The sequence below is a fragment of the Collinsella sp. AM24-1 genome, assembly GCF_003470325.1.
Classification (GTDB): Bacteria; Actinomycetota; Coriobacteriia; order Coriobacteriales; family Coriobacteriaceae; genus Collinsella.
In genome coordinates, this window is sequence record NZ_QRHM01000002.1 from 19,222 (window position 1) to 38,137 (window position 18,916).

Consider the following 18,916-nt stretch of genomic DNA (forward strand, 5'->3'; position numbering starts at 1 on the left):
GTGGAAATAATCCAATTTTGCGAGAAGACGCTTCGTGGCGGTAGTGCCGTTCAAGGGTCAAAATGTCCAAATTGATCGAGCGAAGCGCCGGGTTCCGGAACGCGTTCGATGCGCTTGGCAGCCCGGTCGCTAACGCAACATGTGCGCGACCAGCTCGGCGCGTGTGCCGATGCCAAGCTTTGCGTATACGCCGGATAGGCGGTTTTTGACGGTGCCCGGCGATACTCCCATATGGCGTGCGATTTCAGCGTTGGTCCATCCGCGGCAGGCGAGCATGGCCATGGTGAACTCTGTGGTTGTTAAATCGTCGGCAACGTCCTCGCCCGAATCGGGGTTGTGGATGCGCCGCCAGCCGTAGCTGAAGTGGTACGTGATCTCGATGATGCGTGCGAAGTCGTCAGGGTATTGCGTTTTTAGGCATGCCTCGATGAGCCCCTGCAAAAGGCCGTGGTGCTCGCCGATGAGCTCGATAAGGCCGTCGGGACGCGCAATGTTCCAAGCAGCTCCGAAATGCGTCCTTGCGGCGTCGACGTCTTTGAGACTCATGCAGGCCATGGAAGCTGCCAGGTGCAGGAACAGTTCCGAGATGGGATAGCTTCCCTGTTTCATGATCAGGGCGTTTTCCGCCATGCCCAGACTGCGGCCATATTCGCCGCGCAGGTACAGGGCATGCGCCATCACGTAGCTGGCGAACAGTCGCAGGCCTTCGGGCAGATGCGCCGCAAGCGGATAAAACTCTTCGGCAGAATACGGGGAAGGCAAGTGCAGCAGGACGCTCGCGGCCGAGGCGAACAGGATATGCGTGGCGTGGACGGCGGGTGATTCCTCGTCGGCCGGCGTATCGAGGATGCCAGCAAGGCAACGGCGGGCATCGGCGATACGGTTGAGCGACAGACTGGCATATCCGCAGATAAAGCATGCGGAATAGCGCAGTGCGGGGTCGGTGGCGTCAAGATAGGGGCGTGCTGTCTTGGCGGCGAGTGCGGCCTGTCCGCGAAAGTACAGCGCTTCTGCCGTGGCGATGGCGCGTGAATCGGGGTCGGAAATGCCTGCAACCGCAGCGTCAATCTGCCCCGGCGCAAAGGCGGTGCACATCAACGGCATGGGAACGCATGGGTAGCCATCGCAGTCCATCTTCCATCTCCCAACAGCTGGCAACACTAGCAGCAATTGTACTCTTGTTGCTCGGGACTGGAATTTGTGGGTATCGCCTACGATTGTGCCGAACGTATAAAGGAAGAGTCTATTGGCGATGCTCCCAAGGTGGCTACCGAAGTCTAGCTGACCTTGGGATATAGAAAAACTGCCGCCCCTGCAAAAAGCTCTGTCGCAGCGATGGGAAACGCATCTCGTTCTGCATATAATGAGGTCATATGACGGTGCGTCTGCATACGCGCGGCGCATTTCCATCGAATCGAGAAGGAGCTCTGCATGGATCCCAACAAGCGTCCCGACGACATGGTGCGTATCACCACTCCCGAACTTGCCCAGGTGTTCATCGATGAGCAGGTCGCTGCAATCCGCGAGCAGATCGGCGACAAGAAGGTCCTGCTGGCTCTTTCGGGCGGCGTTGACAGCTCTGTCGTCGCGGCGCTGCTCATCAAAGCTATCGGCAAGCAGCTCATCTGCGTGCACGTGAACCATGGCCTCATGCGTAAGGGCGAGAGCGAGCAGGTCGTCGACGTCTTCAAGAACCAGATGGATGCGAACCTGGTCTATGTCGACGCTACTGATCGCTTCCTGGATAAGCTCGTGGACGTCGAGGAGCCCGAGGCCAAGCGCAAGATTATCGGCGCCGAGTTTATCCGCGTGTTCGAGGAAGAGGCCCGAAAGGTGGGCGACGAGGTCAGCTTCCTCGCCCAGGGCACCATCTATCCCGACATCCTGGAGTCCCAGGATGGCGTGAAGGCTCACCACAACGTGGGCGGCCTGCCCGAGGATCTGCAATTTGAGCTTTGCGAGCCCGTTAAGCTGCTGTACAAGGACGAGGTGCGCGTCGTGGGCCGCGAGCTCGGCCTGCCCGAGAACATGGTTGAGCGTCAGCCGTTCCCCGGTCCTGGCCTGGGCGTCCGCTGCCTTGGCGCCATCACCCGTGACCGTCTCGAGGCGCTGCGCGAGGCCGATGCCATCGTGCGCGAAGAGATCGACAAGGCCGGCCTGACCATCTGGCAGTACTTTGCCGTAGTGCCCGATTTCCGCGCTACCGGTGTGCGCGAGGGCAAGCGCGCCTACGACTGGCCCTGCATCATCCGTTGCATCAACACCGTCGACGTCATGACCGCCGAGGTGCCTGAGCTCGACTGGGCGCTGCTCAAGCGCATTACCGCTCGCGTGACCGCCGAGGTCCCCGGTATTTGCCGCGTTTGCTACGACCTCACGCCGAAGCCCGTTGGCACGGTCGAGTGGGAGTAAGCTAACTCAGCTGGTAGGCGACGAGAACTAGCAGATGTGACAAAGGGACAGTCCCTTTGTCACATCCTCGATATTATGTGCGGGATGGTACGCCACGCGGCGTGCCATCCCGTTCGTTATTTTAATGAGCCGAGTGCGCGAGTGGGAAGAGTCACGAGCATGGTCGTTCCGCGCTCCGAGCTCTCTTCGACCTCGATGGAGCCGCCGTGGAGTGCGGCAATCTCCCAGACCAGTGCAAGCCCCAGCCCCACGCCGCCATATGCCCTGCTGCGCGATTTGTCGACGCGAAAGAAGGGCTGAAAGATGCTCGTCTGGTATTGCTCGGGAATGCCCGGTCCCTGGTCGCGCACGCGTAGCAGCACGCGGTCGCCTTCGGCGCAGGCGTTGATTTGCACGGTCGAGTTGGGCGCGCTATAGCGTATGGCGTTTTCGGTCAAGTTGAACAGCAACCGATAGATCAGCGTGTCGCTGCCGATCGTTTGCGCGTCGCCCTCACTTGTAAGCGTGATGTCTTTTTGCTCGGCAAGGGGTGCCAGGTCCGTGAGCACTTCTTCGATCATCGGCGCTAGGTCAATCACATCGTTGCAAGGGACACTGCGCAGCTCGCTCATCTCGAGCAGGGTCTTTGTCATGTGCGTCATTCGCTCGGTCTGCTCCTGCAGCAGCCCGAGCAGGCTCGCTGTATCGGCGTCGACGTCGGGGTGCTCGGCGCAAAACAGCTCAACCTGGGCCTGCATGAGCGCAAGCGGCGTGCGCAGTTCGTGCGCCGCATTGCCCGTAAACTGTCTTTGTGCGGAAAATCCCTCGTCAAGGCGGGTAATCATGTCGTTAAACGACGCGCTGCAGCGCCTAAGTTCAGAGGGCACGTCCTCGCTGATTTTTGTGTCGGCGAGGTTGTCGGGCCGCACGCTCTCGACTTGCGTCGCAAAGAAGCGCAACGGCCGCAGCGCATGTCCGCTCACAAAGTAGGCCAGCACGCCGCCGAGCAGCGTCACCGCCGCAGTTATATACCAGCTCGTCGCGCCAAACGATTCTTGGGCGTCGTTCACGACGATGGTCAGCGCGTCGTCGAGCTCTTTGTTTGTCGGGTCAAATGAGCTGGGCGAGGCCGCCTCCACCTTGCTGTGCGCCGATAGTTCATTGCCGATCGAGTCCATGTAGCGCATGCCGGAGTAGCCAACCAGGCAATTCATAAGTACGCAGGTTGAACATATCAGCAGTGCCGTCATCAACGTGATGCGCCACTGCAGCGACAGCCGCTTCATTTGCCGTCCTCCATAACGTAGCCTTCGCCGATTCGGTTGCGGATGGGGTCGTGCCCCAACGCGCCGCGCAGCTTTTTGCGCAGCGACGAGATGTGCACGCGGGTCGCGTTGCTAAAGCTGTTGACGCTGCTGTCCCATACATGCTCGATAAGCTCTTCCTGGCTCACCGGCCGCCCCTGGTTAAGCATCAGGTATTCCAAGATGCCGGTCTCCTTGCGCGTGAGGGATAGGGTCTCGCCGCCCACGGAGGCGAGGCGCGCCTTGGTGTCAAAGCTCAGCGATCCACAGGTTAGAACAACGTCGCTTTGCGTAAAGCGCCTGAGCGTGAGGCTGCGTATACGTGCCGCCAGCTCGTCAAGATGGAACGGCTTGGTGAGGTAGTCGTTGGCGCCCGCATCGAGCCCCGCTACCTTGTCGGAGACCTCGCCACGTGCCGAGAGCACAAGCACCTTGGTCTCACAATCAGTTGTCCTGAGTTGCCTGAGCACGGTCATGCCGTCGACATGGGGGAGATTGAGGTCGAGCACGACAAGATCAAAGGTCTCGACATCGAGCAGATCGAGGGCCTGCTGCCCGTCGTAGCAGCAGTCGACGCTATAGGCCAAGTTGCGCAGGCTGCGTGCGATCGCATCGCACAGCGCCCGCTCGTCCTCGACGACCAAGATGCGCATAACGTTCTCCTTGCATAGTCATTCACGCTTAACACGGATTTTATAGTCGGTATGGTCCAATGGGTCGCGAAACGAAAGGAGTGGTCAGATTGTTCAAAGCGATTAAGCCTGTGGCGCAGGTGGCTTTGCTGATCGTTGGGGTAGCCATGGTTGGCTTTGGAATTATGCGCGGCGAGGCGGATGCCGTGCTGGCCAAGGCAATCAGGCTGTGCTTGGAGTGTATCGGAATTGGATAAAAGAAAAAACACTGCATCGCATCTTTTAGCGCAATTTCGTGGATTGATTCAGGCGGCGGCGACGCTTGCGACCAATATTCACCTGCCTAACTTTGCCAAGGGCGGCATCTACCAGGGAGCCGGCAAAGCCGTCTGCGTGCCGGGGCTCAACTGCTACTCGTGTCCGGCGGCCTCGGGTGCGTGTCCCATCGGGTCGTTTCAGTCGGTGGTGGGCTCGTCTAAGTTTAGCTTTTCGTATTACGTCACCGGAACGCTCATTCTAATCGGCGTGCTGCTGGGACGTTTTGTATGCGGCTTTTTGTGCCCGTTTGGATGGCTGCAAGAGCTTTTGCATAAGATTCCCAGCAAGAAGCTCTCCACGAAAAAGCTCAAGCCGCTCACGTACATCAAGTATGCCGTGCTGTTGTTTGCCGTGGTGCTGCTGCCCGTCTTGGTGGTCAACGATGTGGGTATGGGCGACCCGTTCTTTTGCAAGTACATCTGCCCGCAGGGCGTGCTCGAGGGCGCGATTCCGCTGTCCATCATGAACATGGGAATCCGCTCCGCGCTGGGAAAGCTCTTTACCTGGAAGCTCGCGATTCTCATTGTGGTTGCGGTGCTGAGCGTGCTGTTCTACCGCCCCTTCTGTAAATGGATTTGCCCCCTCGGCGCATTTTATGCACTCATGAACAAGGTGTCGTTGCTGGGGATTCAGGTCGATCATTGTAAATGCGTCTCGTGCGGCAAGTGCGCCAAGGTGTGCCAGATGGACGTGGACGTTACGCGTACGCCCGACCATGCCGAGTGCATTCGTTGCGGCAAATGCGTGGGCGCGTGCCCCGTCGATGCTATTAGCTTTCGCTACGGGCTGGGTGTGACGGGCGACAAACCCGCGCAGTCCACGCAAGCCTGCGAAAACAAATAGGTACCTATATAAGTTTCGATATAAACGGAGGAACCATGAAACTGTCAAAAATTGCGGCTCTGTTGATGCTGCCCGTGCTGGCGCTGACTCTCGCGGCGTGCTCTGCCCCCAAGGGCGACGCGAAGGGTGCTACGAGCGGCGATGCGCAGATTGCCGAGCTCATAGCGCAAAAGCCGTCGAGTGCCGAGGAGGCGGCCGAGCTGTACCAGCAGCTGCTGCAAAAGGAAAACGAGATCTTTGCGAGCGATAACGCCCTATGGGAAAAGGTGTTCCTTGCGGCCAACAAAGACACTCCCATGATTGAGGACGGCAAGAACTACGGTGACTTCTTGCTCGATACCATCGAGGGCGCCAAGGATCAGTTTGCGGCTGACGAGCTTAAGACGCTTAAGGCCGGCGCGCAGCAGGTCAAGGAGATCGAGGACAAGCTCATGGCGCTGGAGAAGGAGTTCCCCGGATGCGGCAGCACGCCCGGCGAGGGGGAGAGCGTCGATGCCTCGACCGCAGGCATGACTAACGGCGAGAGCGGGGAGACGAAGTTCCCCAGCTTTAAGGGCAAGGACTTGGACGGCAACGATGTAAACAGCGACGAGCTGTTCTCCAAGAACAAGGTCACCGTCATGAACTTCTGGTTTACCACCTGCAAGCCGTGCGTGGGAGAGCTGGGCGATCTGGAGAAGCTCAACAAGGAGCTTGCCGAGAAGGGCGGCCAGGTCGTGGGCGTTAATTCCTTTACGCTCGATGGCAACAAAGACGAGGTGGCCGATGCCAAGGACGTGCTTTCCAAGAAGGGCGTGACGTATAAGAACATCTGGTTTAAGTCGGACAGCGAGGCCGGAAAGTTCACCTCCAACCTGTACTCGTTCCCGACCACCTACGTGATCGACCAGAACGGTAACATTGTGGGAGAGCCGATCATGGGCGGCATCAACTCCGCTGAGCAGCGCGAGGCGCTCAACAAACTGATCGATCAGGCACTCGCGAAGAGCGAACAGTAAGTCCGTGGGACAGACAACTGAAGGGGAGTCGCTGGAAACAGCGACTCTTTTTTCTGCTTCGGGGTAGCATCATGGGTATACGTCGAAAGGGCACGCAGCTTTTCGTGCATTGCCCGAGCGGTGCGCGAAGCAACCAAGCTGTGAGTTTTCTTAAGCGTTCTGGGTATGGCAGTGTCAAGAATATCGGCGGCATAAGCGGCTACACGGGAAAGGTGGTGCGTTAGCTATGAAGGTGGTTATCGTTGGAGGCGTCGCGGGCGGCGCATCGGCGGCGGCACGTTTGCGCAGGCTCGACGAGCAGGCCCAAATTGTCATCTTTGAGCGCACGGGTTTTGTATCGTATGCCAACTGTGGGCTTCCGTACTACATTGGCGGCGTGATAGAAGAAGAGAGTGCATTGACGCTGCAGTCTCCCAAGGGCTTTTGGGATCGCTTTCGCATTGCGGTCAAGACGAGTCACGAGGTGTTTGCCATCCATCCCGATTCGCATACGGTCGAGGTTCGCAATATGCTGACGGGCGAGGAATTTGTCGAGACGTATGACAAGCTCATCCTGTCGCCGGGTGCAAAGCCGATTCGCCCTGCGTTGCCGGGCATCGACTCGGATAAAATCTTTAGCCTACGCACCGTTGAGGACACGCTGCGTATTCACAGCTATGTTCGAGAGCGGCGACCGAGCAGTGCCGTCGTGATCGGCGGCGGCTTCATTGGCGTCGAGACGGCGGAGAATCTGTGCGAGCTGGGGCTCAAGGTGACCCTTCTGCAGCGTCCCGTCCAGCTTATGAACAACCTGGATTGCGACATGGCGACCCTTTTGCATACCGAGGTGCGTGAGCACGGTATCGATCTGCGCCTCAAGGCCGATGTGACAGGTTTTGAGGAAGTTGATGGCCGCGTTGTCACCCATGTTGCGGGCGATGACCCTATCGGAGCCGATATGGTGCTGCTTGCCATTGGCGTGGCACCTGAGAGCCATCTGGCGCAAGAGGCGGGGCTCGAACTGGGCATCAAGGGGGCTATTGTGGTCAACGACCGCATGGAGACCTCTGCTGCCGACGTGTATGCCGTGGGCGATGCCGTGCAGGTCACGCATCAGGTGACCGGCGAGGACGCGGTCATTTCGCTCGCCGGCCCCGCCAACAAGCAGGGGCGTGTCGTCGCCGATGTCATAGCCGGCATGGACAGCTGCTACCTCGGATCGTTGGGCTCATCGGTTATCAAGGTATTCGACTTGACGGCGGCAAGCACGGGACTATCCGAAAAGGCAGCACACGCGGCGGGAATTGACTGCGACAGCGTGGTCCTGTCGCCCGGTTCGCATGCGGGTTATTATCCGGGTGCAACGCCCATGACCATGAAGGTTGTCTTCGAGAAGCAGGGATTGCGCCTGCTGGGTGCGCAAATCGTGGGCATCGATGGTGTGGACAAGCGTATCGACGTTCTGGCGACTGCCATCCAGGCAGGCATGCGCGGCGATAGGCTTAAGGATTTGGACCTAGCATACGCGCCGCCGTATTCATCGGCGAAGGATCCCGTCAATATGGCGGGCTTTATGATCGAGAACCTCAATCGCGGCATACTGGCGCAGTGGCATTGGGAGGATGAGCCCAACTTGCCACGCGATGGCAGCGTGCAGCTGCTCGATGTTCGTACGGAAGGGGAGTATGAGCGCGGGCATATTGATGGTTTCGTAAACATTCCCGTCGATGATCTGCGCAATCGCCTGGGCGAGCTCGACCGGGCCAAGCCGGTCTACGTGATTTGCCAGAGCGGCATTCGCAGCTACATTGCTTGCCGCATTTTGGCGCAGCATGGCTTTGAGTGCTTTAACTTCTCGGGCGGCTATCGCTTCTTTGCAGCCGTGACTGAGGCTCGCCGCGGCAGCGCTAACGTTATGCCGTGCGGGCTCGAAAAGTAGCGCGCATTGGAATGTGACAAAGTGACAGCCTCTTTGTCGCATCGGGGATGTTATATGCGGGATGGTGCGCCATGCGGCGTGCTGTCCCGTTCGTTTTTTGGCGCGGTTCGTTACATTCCTCACTGGTATCGGCCAAAAATGAGGATAGAGTAGGACAAACGCGCCGAACGTGAACGGCGGGGGAGCGGGCGAGCGCGCCCGCGCGAGAGAGGTTGCCGTCCATGCTGGATCTCAGAGTTATTTGCAAAAGGTACGTTACGCAGTCGTTTACGCAGGTAGCGCTCGACAGCGTAAGCCTGTCTTTTCGCGATAACGAGTTTGTAGCCATCCTGGGTCCCTCGGGTTCGGGTAAAACTACGATGCTCAACGTCATTGGTGGACTCGACCATTTCGATTCGGGCGACCTGCTGATCGATGGCATCTCGACCAAGGATTTCAGCGACCGCGATTGGGATGCCTACAGAAACAATCGCATTGGCTTTGTGTTCCAGAGCTATAACCTCATTCCGCATCAGACCATTTTGGAAAACGTGGAGCTGGCGCTTACGCTCACGGGCGTGGGGCGTGCCGAGCGCCGCCAGCGTGCGCGCAAGGCGCTCGAGGCAGTTGGCCTGGGCGAGCACGTTGACAAGCGCCCGAGCCAGCTTTCGGGCGGGCAGATGCAGCGCGTCGCCATCGCCCGCGCCTTAATCAACGATCCCGAGATTGTGCTGGCTGACGAGCCGACCGGCGCCTTGGACTCAACGACATCCGTACAGGTCATGGATTTGCTCAAGGATGTTGCGCGCGATCGTTTGGTCATCATGGTCACGCACAATCCCGAGTTGGCATACAGGTACGCCACGCGCATCGTCACCCTGGCGGACGGCAAGATCACCGACGATTCAGATCCCTTTGATGCTGCCGAGGCCGCGCGTCGCGAGGCCAAGCCCACGCGCAAAACCTCGATGAGCTTTGTGACGGCGCTGGGGCTTTCTGCCCGAAACCTCATGACCAAGAAGGGCCGTACGGCCATGACTGCCTTTGCAGGTTCGATTGGCATTATTGGCATCGCAGCGATTCTGGCGCTGTCCAACGGCGTAAACGGCTACATCAAAAAGGTCGAGGAGGACACGCTCTCGAGCTACCCGCTTACGATTTCCAAACAAGATTATGACCTGTCATCCATGATGGGCGGGCATGGGGCTACCGATGAGGAGGCGTCCAAGGGCGAGGGCTCGTCCGATGACGCCACCGGTGGCAAAGATAAGGGAACCGATAAGATCCCTGTGGTCACGGCCGTAAAAGACATGTTCGCAAGCGTTAAGTCCAACGACATGACGAGCTTTAAGGCATGGCTCGATGCCGGTGGCGACGGCATCGATAAAGAGGTCAACGCCATTCAGTACGGCTACGGTGTATCGCCGGTTGTCTATCGTGCCGGCAAGGGCGATGAGAAGCCTGTCCGGCTGGTGCCCAACGCCATGACCGAGGCCATGAGCGGCGGCGCAAGTTCGGCGGCAACGGTGAGCATGGATTCCATGGGGACCTCGGTCTTTAACGAGATGATTGACGACCAGAGCCTGCTCGACAGCCAGTACGATGTCGTTGCCGGTCATTGGCCTACGTCTGCCAACGAGGCCGTGATGGTGCTTTCGAGCCGCGGCACGGTGGGCGATTACACCCTCTATAGCATCGGTGCGCTGGATATCGATGAGCTTAACGACCTGGTTAACAGTGCCATGACGGCCGACGGCAAGGTCGAGACGCCCAAGGCCGGCACCGACTTTACCTACGACGATGCGCTGTCCACGACGTTTAAGGTGCTGTCGCCGTCCGATGCCTATCGCAAAAACGAAGAGACCGGCATGTGGACTGACATGTCTGGCGATGCCGTCTTTATGGCGGCCAAGGTTGCCGACGGTATTGACGTGCGCATTGTGGGCGTGGTGCGACCCAACGAGGCGGCAAACGCGAGCGCGTTGTCCCCGGGTATTGCCTATACGCACGCGCTGACTCGCCAGCTTATGGAGCGTGCTGCCGATTCGCAAATCGTGCAGGAGCAGCTTGCCCACCCCGAGACGGATGTCTTTACGGGCAAGTCTTTCGATGAACTGCAAGGCGAGGCCAAACAGAGCGTGGAACTGGGCAGCATGTTCAGTGTGGACGAAGCGGCGCTGAAGAGTGCGTTCTCTCTCGATTCGTCGGCGCTCTCGGGTGCGGCCGGCGGTATAGACCTTTCTGGTATCGACTTGTCCGGGCTGGACCTTGACCTTTCGGGCGTTGGGAAGGGCATTGACTTCAGCGACATCATGGCCAAAGCGCCGGCCCCAGATTTCTCGGGCATCTTTGACGGTCTGGAACTCACGCCCGAGCAGATGCAGCAGGTAGGAACGCTTGCCAACCAGCTGTTTGAGGGCTTTCTGCAGTCTGATCAGTTTAAGGCGCTGTCGCCCGAAGATCTTAAGGACGCGTCAAAGCTTGCTGCCGCATTCTCAGCGTACCTTGAGAATGATGTCGCAGCCCAGCAATACCTGGCTCAGCTCAGGGCGCTTGGCGGCGATGCCCTGGCCGAGCGTCTGCAGCAGGTGATGGGCGACTATGTGCAAAAGCAGCTGGCTCCGTATTTGCAGCAGTCTATGGATCAGGTGATGAAGGCGGTCAGCGAGCAGATTGCCACGACGGTATCGTCCCAGCTCAAGGCGGGCGCGGCAGGGCTCATGGGCCAGATGGCGACGCAGATGTCATCGAGTTTTGCCAACCTGGCGAGCGCTATGCGTGTGGATGCGAGCGCCTTTGCGCGTGCCATCCATTTCAACATGGACGCCGAGGACCTGAGTTCGCTCATGATGGGCTATGCCAAGGCGTCGAAGCTCACCTACGACAACAATCTGACCACGTTGGGCTATGCGGACGAGGCAGACCCCATCTCGGTCAAGATTTTCCCGCGCGACTTTGAGGCCAAGGAGCGCGTACTCGATCACATCGACGCGTACAACAAGCAGGTCAAAGCCGCTGGCCACGATGAGCAGGCAATCTCGTACACCGACTACATGGGCATCATCATGGGCTCGGTAACCGACATCGTGAACACCATCAGCTTGGTGCTCATCGCATTTGTGAGCATCAGTTTGGTGGTGAGCTCCATCATGATCGGCATCATCACCTACATCAGCGTACTGGAGCGCAAAAAGGAGATTGGCATCCTGCGCGCGATCGGCGCGTCCAAGCGCAACGTGGCCAACGTGTTCAACGCCGAGACCTTTATCGAAGGCCTCATTGCCGGCGTCTTTGCCATTGTCGTCGTAGTGACCGTGAGCTTTCCGGTTAATGCCTGGGCACTTGCCGCCAAGCAGGTACCCAATCTGATGAGCCTGCCCCTGCGGGATGCGCTGATGCTCATTGCAATTTCTGTGTTGCTGACGGTCGTTGCCGGCCTGCTGCCGGCCCGCAGCGCATCCAAGAAAGACCCTGTGGAAGCCCTACGCTCCGAATAATGTGACAAAGGGACAGTCCCTTTGTCACATTGGATGAAAAGGCGCGGGAAGGGGGTGGCCCCTTCCCTCGCCTTCTAGTTTGTTTTGCCCATCAGCGTAATACGGACGCTTGGATGGGTGTACTCGTCAAACTCGTCCTCGGGATCCGTATCAAACGAGTAATACGTTTTGATGAGGTCGTCACTCGTCCTGATAGAGATTCTCTCGTAGAGTGAGCCGTTCAAAAATGCCTGCCTAAACTCTTCGGGGAGTTTCTGCGGTGCCAAGAGCTCGGGGCTCACCGTCTTGACGTCAACGGTTTGAACGGCAGAGGAAAGCTCGTCAAGCTCGCGTTCGATGCGGGCAAGGTTATCCTCGAGGCTCGCGCTGGGGTCGACCTCTGCCGCGTAGCTCACTTCCTTGAGCGTCCCCTTGTTGTCAAAGTCCAGATACGTATAGGTCTTCTGGGCGTCGGAGTCGCCTTCGTGCAGATAGCCGCGGACATGATAGCCGTAATCTTGATATCGCTCGTAGGGATCATCGGCGGACACGTGCTCGCATGCGGGCTCTAATGCCTTGCGAGCGATGGCGATCTGCTCGGCCGCGGCCGCTGCGTTCTGTTGCATCTCGATGTTTCCCTGCGCCAGCTGCGGGATATAGGCACCGCACACGATCGCGAGGGGCAGCGCCACAAGCGCGACGATCCACTTTTTTGCACGGGGGATAGGCACGCCACAGGCCTCTGCCATGGCCTTTGCGTTGGCAAAGCTTTCGGCGAGCACGTCTGCCGCGGTGGCGACGGCGCCTACGGCAGCGGCGACTTCTGCCGCGCCGCCCAGGTTGCGTGCGGTCTCGTTGTCGCTGTTCTTGAGCAGGCGCGCGGCGGCCTGCGTACCGATAACACCTGCGATTTGTGCCGAGCGGTCTTTCTCAGCCTGCTCGACGACGAGTCGGTGCTGCATTTCTTTCCACTGCTTGCCGCGCATGCCAAAGCGCGGCGCGAGCGCGCAGTAGCAGAAGATGGCGAGCTCGACGGCGGTGAGCGCCAAGGCGGTCATCATGCCCGTCTCCTGGAAGCTTTCATGATGGAAGACGATATCGTCAATCATTTCGAAGGGAATAATCAAAAAAGGCAGCACAAACGCCATGGCAAGCGCTGCGCCGGCAATCTTGGGATAGATGCAGTATCGCTGGATACGCTTGCGTTCTTGTTCGGAAAGTGTTGCCATGGCTGATCCTTGGTGTCGTAACGGTCGTTGCGGCGCATGGGGCGCGGGGCGCATCAGTTTGAGCTAGCGCTGGATAAGAACATAGAGCAAGATGCTCATCGCGATGAGCAAGAAGCCTGCGATGTTAAACATCAGTGTGGCAAAGTTGCCCACGATGGGGCGTTCGACATAGCTTTTGTCTGGGTTGCTGGGGTTGTAGTACACGGTCATTTGGCTACCGAGGGGCCAAAGCTGCTCCGCGAGGGTGCCTAGGCGGGCGATGGGGCCTGTCTGCACGTGCAGCCAGCCCTTGGCGTCTTCGTAGGCGGTGGCTTGCGTGCGGATGGGGAGTCCCGACAAGCTTTTGGTCTTTATGCCACGGAATTGTTTTTTCGCGCGGTATTGCGTGCCGTCGACGGCGTATTCCAAAACGGGATACATCCTGCCTTCGCCCATAAAGCGATGGTCGATGACCGTTCCCATGGTCACGGCGGTACAGGCCTTGGCTTTCTTGCGAGCGGCGGCTTTCATGAGCGCGCTCACTCCGATAAGCAGGATGCCGATGCCCCCAACCAAGATGAGCGCGAGCAGGGATATCTGCGACGTGGTCACGGCGTTCTCCTTTGGCGCGATACCGTCATATGTGACTCAGTATAGAGAACCCCCGCCCTCGGTGGGCGTATTATGTGACAAAGGGACAGTCCCTTTGTCACATTGATTTGAGAATGGATGTTGATGTATTTATCGCTGGCTCCTATGGAGGGGATTACCGGGCATGTGTTCCGTCGCGTGCATGCGGAGTGCTTCGGCGCGCTCGATTGTTATTACACGCCGTTTTTGCCGCCGCCGCGGGTGGGCAATCGCTTTGGCGGCAAGGCGTTTAAAGAGGTCGATCCTGCCAACAACCAGGGACTTAACGTGGTGCCCCAGCTGATGTCCAAGAATGCGGACGAGTTTGTGTGGGCGGCGCAGGTGCTTGCCGATATGGGTTACCGCGAGGTCAACCTCAACCTTGGCTGCCCTTCGGGTACGGTGGTCGCGAAGGGCAAGGGTTCAGGCTTTCTGCGCAATTTGGATGAGCTCGAGGTGTTCTTGAGCGACGTGTGCGAACGCTCGCCCTTGCCGGTGTCGGTCAAGACCAGACTGGGGCTCGAATGCGATGACGAGTACGAGCGCGTGCTCGACCTCTATTGCCGAATGCCGCTGGCGGAGTTGATCGTGCATCCGCGCGTGCAAAAGGACCGTTATACGGGCTCACCGCGCAAAGAGTTTTACGGCGAGACGCTGGAACGGGCGCCGTTCCCCGTGGCCTATAACGGCGACATCTTTGATCTTGAGGACATGGATGCGCTGGTGAAGGCCTATCCCGGAACACGCCACGTAATGTTGGGGCGCGGCTTGCTTGCGAATCCCGCGCTGGCTCGCATGGTTAAGGGCGACCCTGCCGCTACCGCCGCTGAGCTGCAACGCTTCCATGACATGCTGTTTGCGGCCTATGCGGACGAGATTGGGGGCAACGCGGTCTTTCGCATGAAGGAGTGGTGGTTCTACGCCAAATGCGCCTTCGCCGATCCCGCGACCGTTCACAAACTCGTACGCAAGACCAAAAAGGTCGATGAATACCGTGCCGCTGTCGACCGTGTCTTTCGCGAGCAGCAGCTTGCGCCCATCGCCCGCTTTTGTGGCTAAATGATCCCTTGGGGACGGAGAAGAACGGATCGCCTGTGCCGGACCCATGCAAAAAACTGTACGCCAGCATCCAAGGATGTCGAAAAATATCGTTTTTGGATGCTGACGTACATGTTTGGTTCGGCAGGGGACTAGGCAATCATTGCATCGAGTGTAATGAGTTCCCTGAGTCGCTCCGTGCGCGTTTGCCCATGGCGCTTTGCCTTTGCGTCAAATGCTTCAAGAACCGATTCGCCCACACGTGCCGATAAAACAACGCTTGGTTCATCGGAAATCGGCGGCCTTCCCAACTTGACGGTGTGGCCCTTCGGCCACTCATCTTTTTCGTATGCCGCTGCGGCTTTTTCTAGCTCACCGGGAGCAAACCCCATCATCTTTTCGAGCTGTTTAGCGTCCATAGCGCCTCCTATCGATCGATTCCGATTTCCCTGAGCACCTTGCGCGTAGGAGGGACAAGGGCGTGGTAAATGATGTAACCATCCCGATCGGGGCAACATCGAGCGATGAGCTCCATGAGGCGGCTTCTCTTTTTGTATACAATTTTGTAGACAAAAATACAAGTAACTAGTCATTTAAGAACGTCCCCAACGACTGCCCACAAATAGCTGTACGTCAGCATCCAAAGATGTCGAAAAATATCGACTTTGGATGCTGACGTACATGTTTGTGCCGTATGGGTTTGTGCGTTGGGGCCGGCCGACCGCAATAGAACGCTAGAGCAGGTTCTTCTGTATCCACGCGATGATGTCGCCCGACTCGTAGAGTGGCGTGCCGTCAATGAACAGGCAGGGAACTTGGCGCTTTCCGCCGACGGCGATGAGCGTCTGCTCGGCATCGGAATCGGTCGAGATATTACGCTCGGGGATGGTCACGCCGTTATCGGCCAGGAAACGCTTGACCTTTATGCAATACGGGCAGCCGGTCATAACGTAGAGCGCGAGCTCGTGATCAGTAGCCATAGGTCTCCAATCGGTTGAGGTTTCGATTGAAATACCCAAAGCCGCCGCGGTCTATGCACGCGTCAACGACGACTCGATTGCCTGTACCAGAAACGCCGTGGCGCCGGTGCCGCAGGGCTTGTCGTAGTAGTCAACAAAGCGCTGGTCGGCAAGATAGCCGTGGGCGAGCCCCAAGTACGCCTCGTCTTGGGGCTCGCATCCCCAGTTGAGAGCAATCCAGCGACGATGCATCGCGACAAGCTTGCGAGCCTCGCTTCCATCCGGTTCGCCGTCGCTCATGGCAATCGAGAGCTGGCCCAGAATAGCGCGTTCAAGTTCCTTCATGTCGTTCCATGTCTGAGGATCCATATCCAGTAACGTTTCGTTTGCTGCATCGATAGCCTCATCGCCATAGCGCGCCCGCGCTTCGGCGCCGTAGCGCTCCTCGTTTTCTTGCACGGCGCGCCAGCGTTCCAGTTGCGGCAGCACGGCGCCCATGAGCGAGACAGCTTCGTCGAGCGACATACCGGTGTTTTGTGCCAGGCGCGGGGCACAATCCTCGATCATTGCCTCCATCGTAGTGTCGTAGGTGTACTTGCCGTGGTCGTAGCACCACTTGCAGTAATGATCGGTCGCGGTGCCCGCAGCATCGGTGCCGCAGTCGTCGGGTGTGAGCACCATGCCGCAGCTCTGGCAATAGTGCTCGGGCATTTCGAGCAGGTGGGACAGCGGTTCTCCGGTTACGGCGGCAATGAGCTTCATCATGTCGATGCCCGGGGTGACTTCGCCGCGCTCCCAGCGGCTGACGGCTTGGCGCGTGACATAGAGCTTGGCGGCAAGCTGCTCTTGGGTAAGGTTGTTGGCGCGACGGACGGCGATGAGTTTTTCTGCAAAGGCCATAACGGCTCCTTTCTGCTGCTTGTTGGCTTAAGCATACGCGGCGGCCGACGCCCTTCCAAGCAACCGTTGGTTGCAAAAGGGGCGGTCGCGGTGAGGGATTACGCGCATCGCGCATGCCCTCATGCCGTACAATGACCGGCATGAAACCTATTGCACACATACATACCGACCTGCCGCAAAAGTTCGGCATCCCGCGCAACAGCTTTTTGGCGCCCCATCTTGAGGGACGCATCGTCTTTGAGCCGGAATTTGCCTCCAGCGCGGCAGTTGAGGGTCTGGACTCCTTCTCTCACCTGTGGCTGCTCTGGCGCTTTGAAAACGGAACACCCGGCGGCGCGGCCGAAGACATCGCCGCCGATGCCAAGACACAGGATAGGTCCGGCACCAACGCCAAGTGGTCGAAGACCGTGCGTCCGCCGCGCTTGGGTGGAGCCGAGCGCGTGGGCGTATTTGCCACACGCAGCCCGTTTCGCCCCAATCCCATCGGTCTTACCTGCGTCAAGCTCGATCGTGTCGAGCTTACCGACGACGGTCCCATCATCCATGTGCTGGGAGCGGATCTGCGTGACGGCACGCCCATCTACGACATTAAGCCCTACATTCCGTTTGCGGACTGCCACTCGGATGCGACCGGCGGCTGGATTGAGGATGCGCCGTGGCAAGAGCTCGACGTTGACTTCCCGCAAGCGCTGCAGGAGATGGTCCCGCCCACGAAGCTCCCCGGGTTGGTCGAGGTCCTTCGCCAAGATCCGCGCCGCGCGGGTAGCAAGCACGAGCCAAACCGCATTTACCACTTGGCTTACGCTGGGCTCGACATATCCTTTACGGTTGACGGATCCAAGTTGACGGTAACCGCCGTCAACGACGCGCGGGACTAGCCAGCCATTCGATGGCGCTCGCCAAATTCAACGCCAAACCCCGTGCCAAAATCGCCCACGCTGGTGGACAATAACGCCTATCAAAACAATCCGCTTTGCACGGGAGCTCAGCATGAAATACGACTTTACTTCGCTTATCGACCGCCACGGCATGGACGCCATCGCCGTTGACTCCTGGGGCGAGATCCCTGGCATGGCTCCGAACGCGCCCGACGAGGGCTTCGACCGCATCCCCATGTGGGTGGCGGACATGAATTTTGCCACGGTGCCCACGGTCCAGGAGCACATCATTCAGCGCGCCCAGCATCCCATGTTTGGCTATTTCGATCCGCGCGACGAGTACTTCGACCGCATCATCGAATGGCAGAGCCGACGTAATGGCGTCGAGGGTCTGCTCCCGGAGCATATCGGCTACGAAAACGGCGTGCTGGGCGGTGTCGTGTCGACCCTGCGGGCGTATGTCCAGCCGGGCGATGCGGTGCTGGTCCACAGCCCTACCTACATCGGCTTTACCAAGTCCATCGAAGCCGCGGGCTATCGCATTGTCCACAGCCCGCTTAAGCTCGACGACCAGGGCGTGTGGCGCATGGACTTTGAGGACATGGAACGCAAGCTCACCCAAAACCACATCCACGCCGCGGTGTTCTGCTCGCCGCACAATCCTTGTGGCCGCGTATGGGAGCGCGACGAGATCGAGCGCGCCATGGACATCTATCGCCGGCACGATTGCGTGGTGATTTCGGACGAGATTTGGTCCGACATCATCTTGCCCGGTCACAAGCATATCCCGACGCAGTCGGTGAGCGAGGATGCCCGCATGCGCACGGTCGCCCTCTATGCGCCCAGCAAGACGTTTAACCTGGCGGGCCTGGTCGGCAGCTACCACATCATCTATAACGAGACGCTGCGCGACCGCGTGTGCGCCGTGTCCAATAAGACCCACTACAACGAGATGAATGTCCTTTCGATGCATGCGCTTATCGGCGCCTACCAGCCGCAGGGCTACGAGTGGCTCGATGAGCTCAACGAGGTTATCGAGGGCAACATTGACTACTTCTGCGATTACGTGGACGAGCATTTTGAGGGCGTGTCCTATTCGCGCCCGCAGGGCACCTATATGGTGTTCCTGGACTGCACGGAGTGGTGCCGCGAGCATGGCTGCGATATTCAGTGGCTGCTCGACGAGGGGGCGCGTGTGGGCGTGGGCTATCAGGACGGCCGTCCATTCCATGGACCTTGCCACATTCGCGTGAATCTGGCGCTGCCGCTTTCGCGTGTAAGGGAGGCGTGCGACCGCTTGGACCGCTACGTTTTTAATGCACGGTAAGTGAGTGCTGCATGCGGGGCTGTCTGCCAGATTGGCTGGAAGGCCCCGTATGGTAAAGCATCTGTAACCATTGAGCGCAAGCGCGGTTTTGTCTGCTAATATCTTTGCTCTTGAGTC

17 protein-coding genes are annotated in these 18,916 nt (G+C 58.7%); 9 read left to right on the forward strand and 8 right to left on the reverse strand.

Features of this window, described 5'->3' with window-relative positions; genetic code table 11:
• Positions 1 to 129 precede the first annotated feature (129 nt).
• Positions 130 to 1,134 (reverse strand): helix-turn-helix transcriptional regulator, encoded by a 1,005-nt coding sequence (locus DW661_RS00895; RefSeq protein ID WP_158568396.1) that lies wholly within the window; start codon positions 1,132 to 1,134, stop codon positions 130 to 132.
• Between the two features lie 297 nt (positions 1,135 to 1,431).
• Here DW661_RS00895 and guaA point away from each other — a divergent pair, with 297 nt between their 5' ends.
• Entirely contained in the window at positions 1,432 to 2,412 is a 981-nt protein-coding gene (gene guaA / locus DW661_RS00900) for a glutamine-hydrolyzing GMP synthase (RefSeq protein WP_117648496.1), read from the forward strand.
• 116 nt (positions 2,413 to 2,528) lie between these two features.
• Here guaA and DW661_RS00905 read toward each other — a convergent pair whose 3' ends face one another.
• Entirely contained in the window at positions 2,529 to 3,677 is a 1,149-nt protein-coding gene (locus tag DW661_RS00905) for a cell wall metabolism sensor histidine kinase WalK (RefSeq protein WP_117798073.1), read from the reverse strand.
• Positions 3,674 to 4,348: a response regulator transcription factor gene (locus tag DW661_RS00910; RefSeq protein ID WP_117636921.1), complete on the reverse strand. Its 675-nt coding sequence runs from the start codon at positions 4,346 to 4,348 to the stop codon at positions 3,674 to 3,676. Before DW661_RS00910 ends, DW661_RS00905 begins: the two co-directional genes overlap by 4 nt.
• Before the next feature lie 89 nt (positions 4,349 to 4,437).
• Between DW661_RS00910 and DW661_RS00915 the strand changes: the two genes are divergently transcribed.
• The 5 genes from DW661_RS00915 to DW661_RS00935 all read left to right on the forward strand — a co-directional run bounded on the left by DW661_RS00915 (position 4,438) and on the right by DW661_RS00935 (position 11,880).
• Positions 4,438 to 4,584, forward strand: coding sequence for a CD1871A family CXXC motif-containing protein (locus DW661_RS00915; RefSeq protein ID WP_197032826.1), 147 nt, complete (start codon positions 4,438 to 4,440; stop codon positions 4,582 to 4,584).
• Complete coding sequence (locus tag DW661_RS00920) at positions 4,577 to 5,488, forward strand: 4Fe-4S binding protein (RefSeq protein ID WP_118934201.1); 912 nt, start codon at positions 4,577 to 4,579, stop codon at positions 5,486 to 5,488. Before DW661_RS00915 ends, DW661_RS00920 begins: the two co-directional genes overlap by 8 nt.
• 35 nt (positions 5,489 to 5,523) lie before the next feature.
• The gene (locus tag DW661_RS00925; RefSeq protein WP_117583291.1) at positions 5,524 to 6,486 is read left to right on the forward strand and encodes a redoxin domain-containing protein; all 963 of its coding nucleotides are present in this window, start codon (positions 5,524 to 5,526) and stop codon (positions 6,484 to 6,486) included.
• Positions 6,487 to 6,712: 226 nt separating this feature from the next.
• Complete coding sequence (locus DW661_RS00930; RefSeq protein ID WP_118934203.1) at positions 6,713 to 8,404, forward strand: FAD-dependent oxidoreductase; 1,692 nt, start codon at positions 6,713 to 6,715, stop codon at positions 8,402 to 8,404.
• 221 nt (positions 8,405 to 8,625) lie between these two features.
• Entirely contained in the window at positions 8,626 to 11,880 is a 3,255-nt protein-coding gene (locus DW661_RS00935) for an ABC transporter ATP-binding protein/permease (RefSeq protein ID WP_118934205.1), read from the forward strand.
• A 74-nt stretch (positions 11,881 to 11,954) separates the two neighbouring features.
• Here DW661_RS00935 and DW661_RS00940 read toward each other — a convergent pair whose 3' ends face one another.
• Both DW661_RS00940 and DW661_RS00945 read right to left on the reverse strand, forming a co-directional pair.
• Positions 11,955 to 13,088, reverse strand: coding sequence for a hypothetical protein (locus DW661_RS00940; RefSeq protein ID WP_117648493.1), 1,134 nt, complete (start codon positions 13,086 to 13,088; stop codon positions 11,955 to 11,957).
• A gap of 63 nt (positions 13,089 to 13,151) precedes the next feature.
• Positions 13,152 to 13,679: a DUF3592 domain-containing protein gene (locus DW661_RS00945; RefSeq protein ID WP_117635840.1), complete on the reverse strand. Its 528-nt coding sequence runs from the start codon at positions 13,677 to 13,679 to the stop codon at positions 13,152 to 13,154.
• A 123-nt stretch (positions 13,680 to 13,802) separates the two neighbouring features.
• Here DW661_RS00945 and DW661_RS00950 point away from each other — a divergent pair, with 123 nt between their 5' ends.
• A complete protein-coding gene (locus tag DW661_RS00950; RefSeq protein WP_117640864.1) occupies positions 13,803 to 14,756 on the forward strand; it encodes a tRNA-dihydrouridine synthase in 954 nt (317 codons plus the stop codon).
• A 131-nt stretch (positions 14,757 to 14,887) separates the two neighbouring features.
• On the opposite strand, the gene DW661_RS00955 is transcribed toward DW661_RS00950, so the two are convergent.
• The 3 genes from DW661_RS00955 to DW661_RS00965 all read right to left on the reverse strand — a co-directional run bounded on the left by DW661_RS00955 (position 14,888) and on the right by DW661_RS00965 (position 16,594).
• On the reverse strand, positions 14,888 to 15,154 hold the full coding sequence (locus DW661_RS00955; protein ID WP_055252530.1) for a ribbon-helix-helix protein, CopG family: 267 nt from the start codon (positions 15,152 to 15,154) through the stop codon (positions 14,888 to 14,890).
• 315 nt (positions 15,155 to 15,469) lie between these two features.
• A complete protein-coding gene (locus tag DW661_RS00960; protein WP_117635838.1) occupies positions 15,470 to 15,715 on the reverse strand; it encodes a glutaredoxin in 246 nt (81 codons plus the stop codon).
• Between the two features lie 51 nt (positions 15,716 to 15,766).
• Positions 15,767 to 16,594 (reverse strand): TipAS antibiotic-recognition domain-containing protein, encoded by an 828-nt coding sequence (locus DW661_RS00965; protein WP_117647358.1) that lies wholly within the window; start codon positions 16,592 to 16,594, stop codon positions 15,767 to 15,769.
• A 140-nt stretch (positions 16,595 to 16,734) separates the two neighbouring features.
• On the opposite strand from DW661_RS00965, the gene DW661_RS00970 reads away from it, so the two are divergent.
• Both DW661_RS00970 and DW661_RS00975 read left to right on the forward strand, forming a co-directional pair.
• Complete coding sequence (locus DW661_RS00970) at positions 16,735 to 17,472, forward strand: tRNA (N6-threonylcarbamoyladenosine(37)-N6)-methyltransferase TrmO (protein ID WP_233547428.1); 738 nt, start codon at positions 16,735 to 16,737, stop codon at positions 17,470 to 17,472.
• A gap of 112 nt (positions 17,473 to 17,584) precedes the next feature.
• A complete protein-coding gene (locus tag DW661_RS00975) occupies positions 17,585 to 18,799 on the forward strand; it encodes a MalY/PatB family protein (protein WP_118934209.1) in 1,215 nt (404 codons plus the stop codon).
• The last annotated feature ends 117 nt before the right edge of the window (positions 18,800 to 18,916 follow it).

Bases quoted from the DNA above. Each gene is read 5' to 3' on its own strand.
- DW661_RS00895 (WP_158568396.1), bottom strand. From the start codon at position 1,134: ATGGACTGCGATGGCTACCCATGCGTTCCCATGCCGTTGATGTGCACC.
- guaA (WP_117648496.1), top strand. From the start codon at position 1,432: ATGGATCCCAACAAGCGTCCCGACGACATGGTGCGTATCACCACTCCC.
- DW661_RS00905 (WP_117798073.1), bottom strand. From the start codon at position 3,677: ATGAAGCGGCTGTCGCTGCAGTGGCGCATCACGTTGATGACGGCACTG.
- DW661_RS00910 (WP_117636921.1), bottom strand. From the start codon at position 4,348: ATGCGCATCTTGGTCGTCGAGGACGAGCGGGCGCTGTGCGATGCGATC.
- DW661_RS00925 (WP_117583291.1), top strand. From the start codon at position 5,524: ATGAAACTGTCAAAAATTGCGGCTCTGTTGATGCTGCCCGTGCTGGCG.
- DW661_RS00930 (WP_118934203.1), top strand. From the start codon at position 6,713: ATGAAGGTGGTTATCGTTGGAGGCGTCGCGGGCGGCGCATCGGCGGCG.
- DW661_RS00935 (WP_118934205.1), top strand. From the start codon at position 8,626: ATGCTGGATCTCAGAGTTATTTGCAAAAGGTACGTTACGCAGTCGTTT.
- DW661_RS00940 (WP_117648493.1), bottom strand. From the start codon at position 13,088: ATGGCAACACTTTCCGAACAAGAACGCAAGCGTATCCAGCGATACTGC.
- DW661_RS00950 (WP_117640864.1), top strand. From the start codon at position 13,803: ATGTATTTATCGCTGGCTCCTATGGAGGGGATTACCGGGCATGTGTTC.
- DW661_RS00955 (WP_055252530.1), bottom strand. From the start codon at position 15,154: ATGGACGCTAAACAGCTCGAAAAGATGATGGGGTTTGCTCCCGGTGAG.
- DW661_RS00960 (WP_117635838.1), bottom strand. From the start codon at position 15,715: ATGGCTACTGATCACGAGCTCGCGCTCTACGTTATGACCGGCTGCCCG.
- DW661_RS00965 (WP_117647358.1), bottom strand. From the start codon at position 16,594: ATGGCCTTTGCAGAAAAACTCATCGCCGTCCGTCGCGCCAACAACCTT.
- DW661_RS00970 (WP_233547428.1), top strand. From the start codon at position 16,735: ATGAAACCTATTGCACACATACATACCGACCTGCCGCAAAAGTTCGGC.
- DW661_RS00975 (WP_118934209.1), top strand. From the start codon at position 17,585: ATGAAATACGACTTTACTTCGCTTATCGACCGCCACGGCATGGACGCC.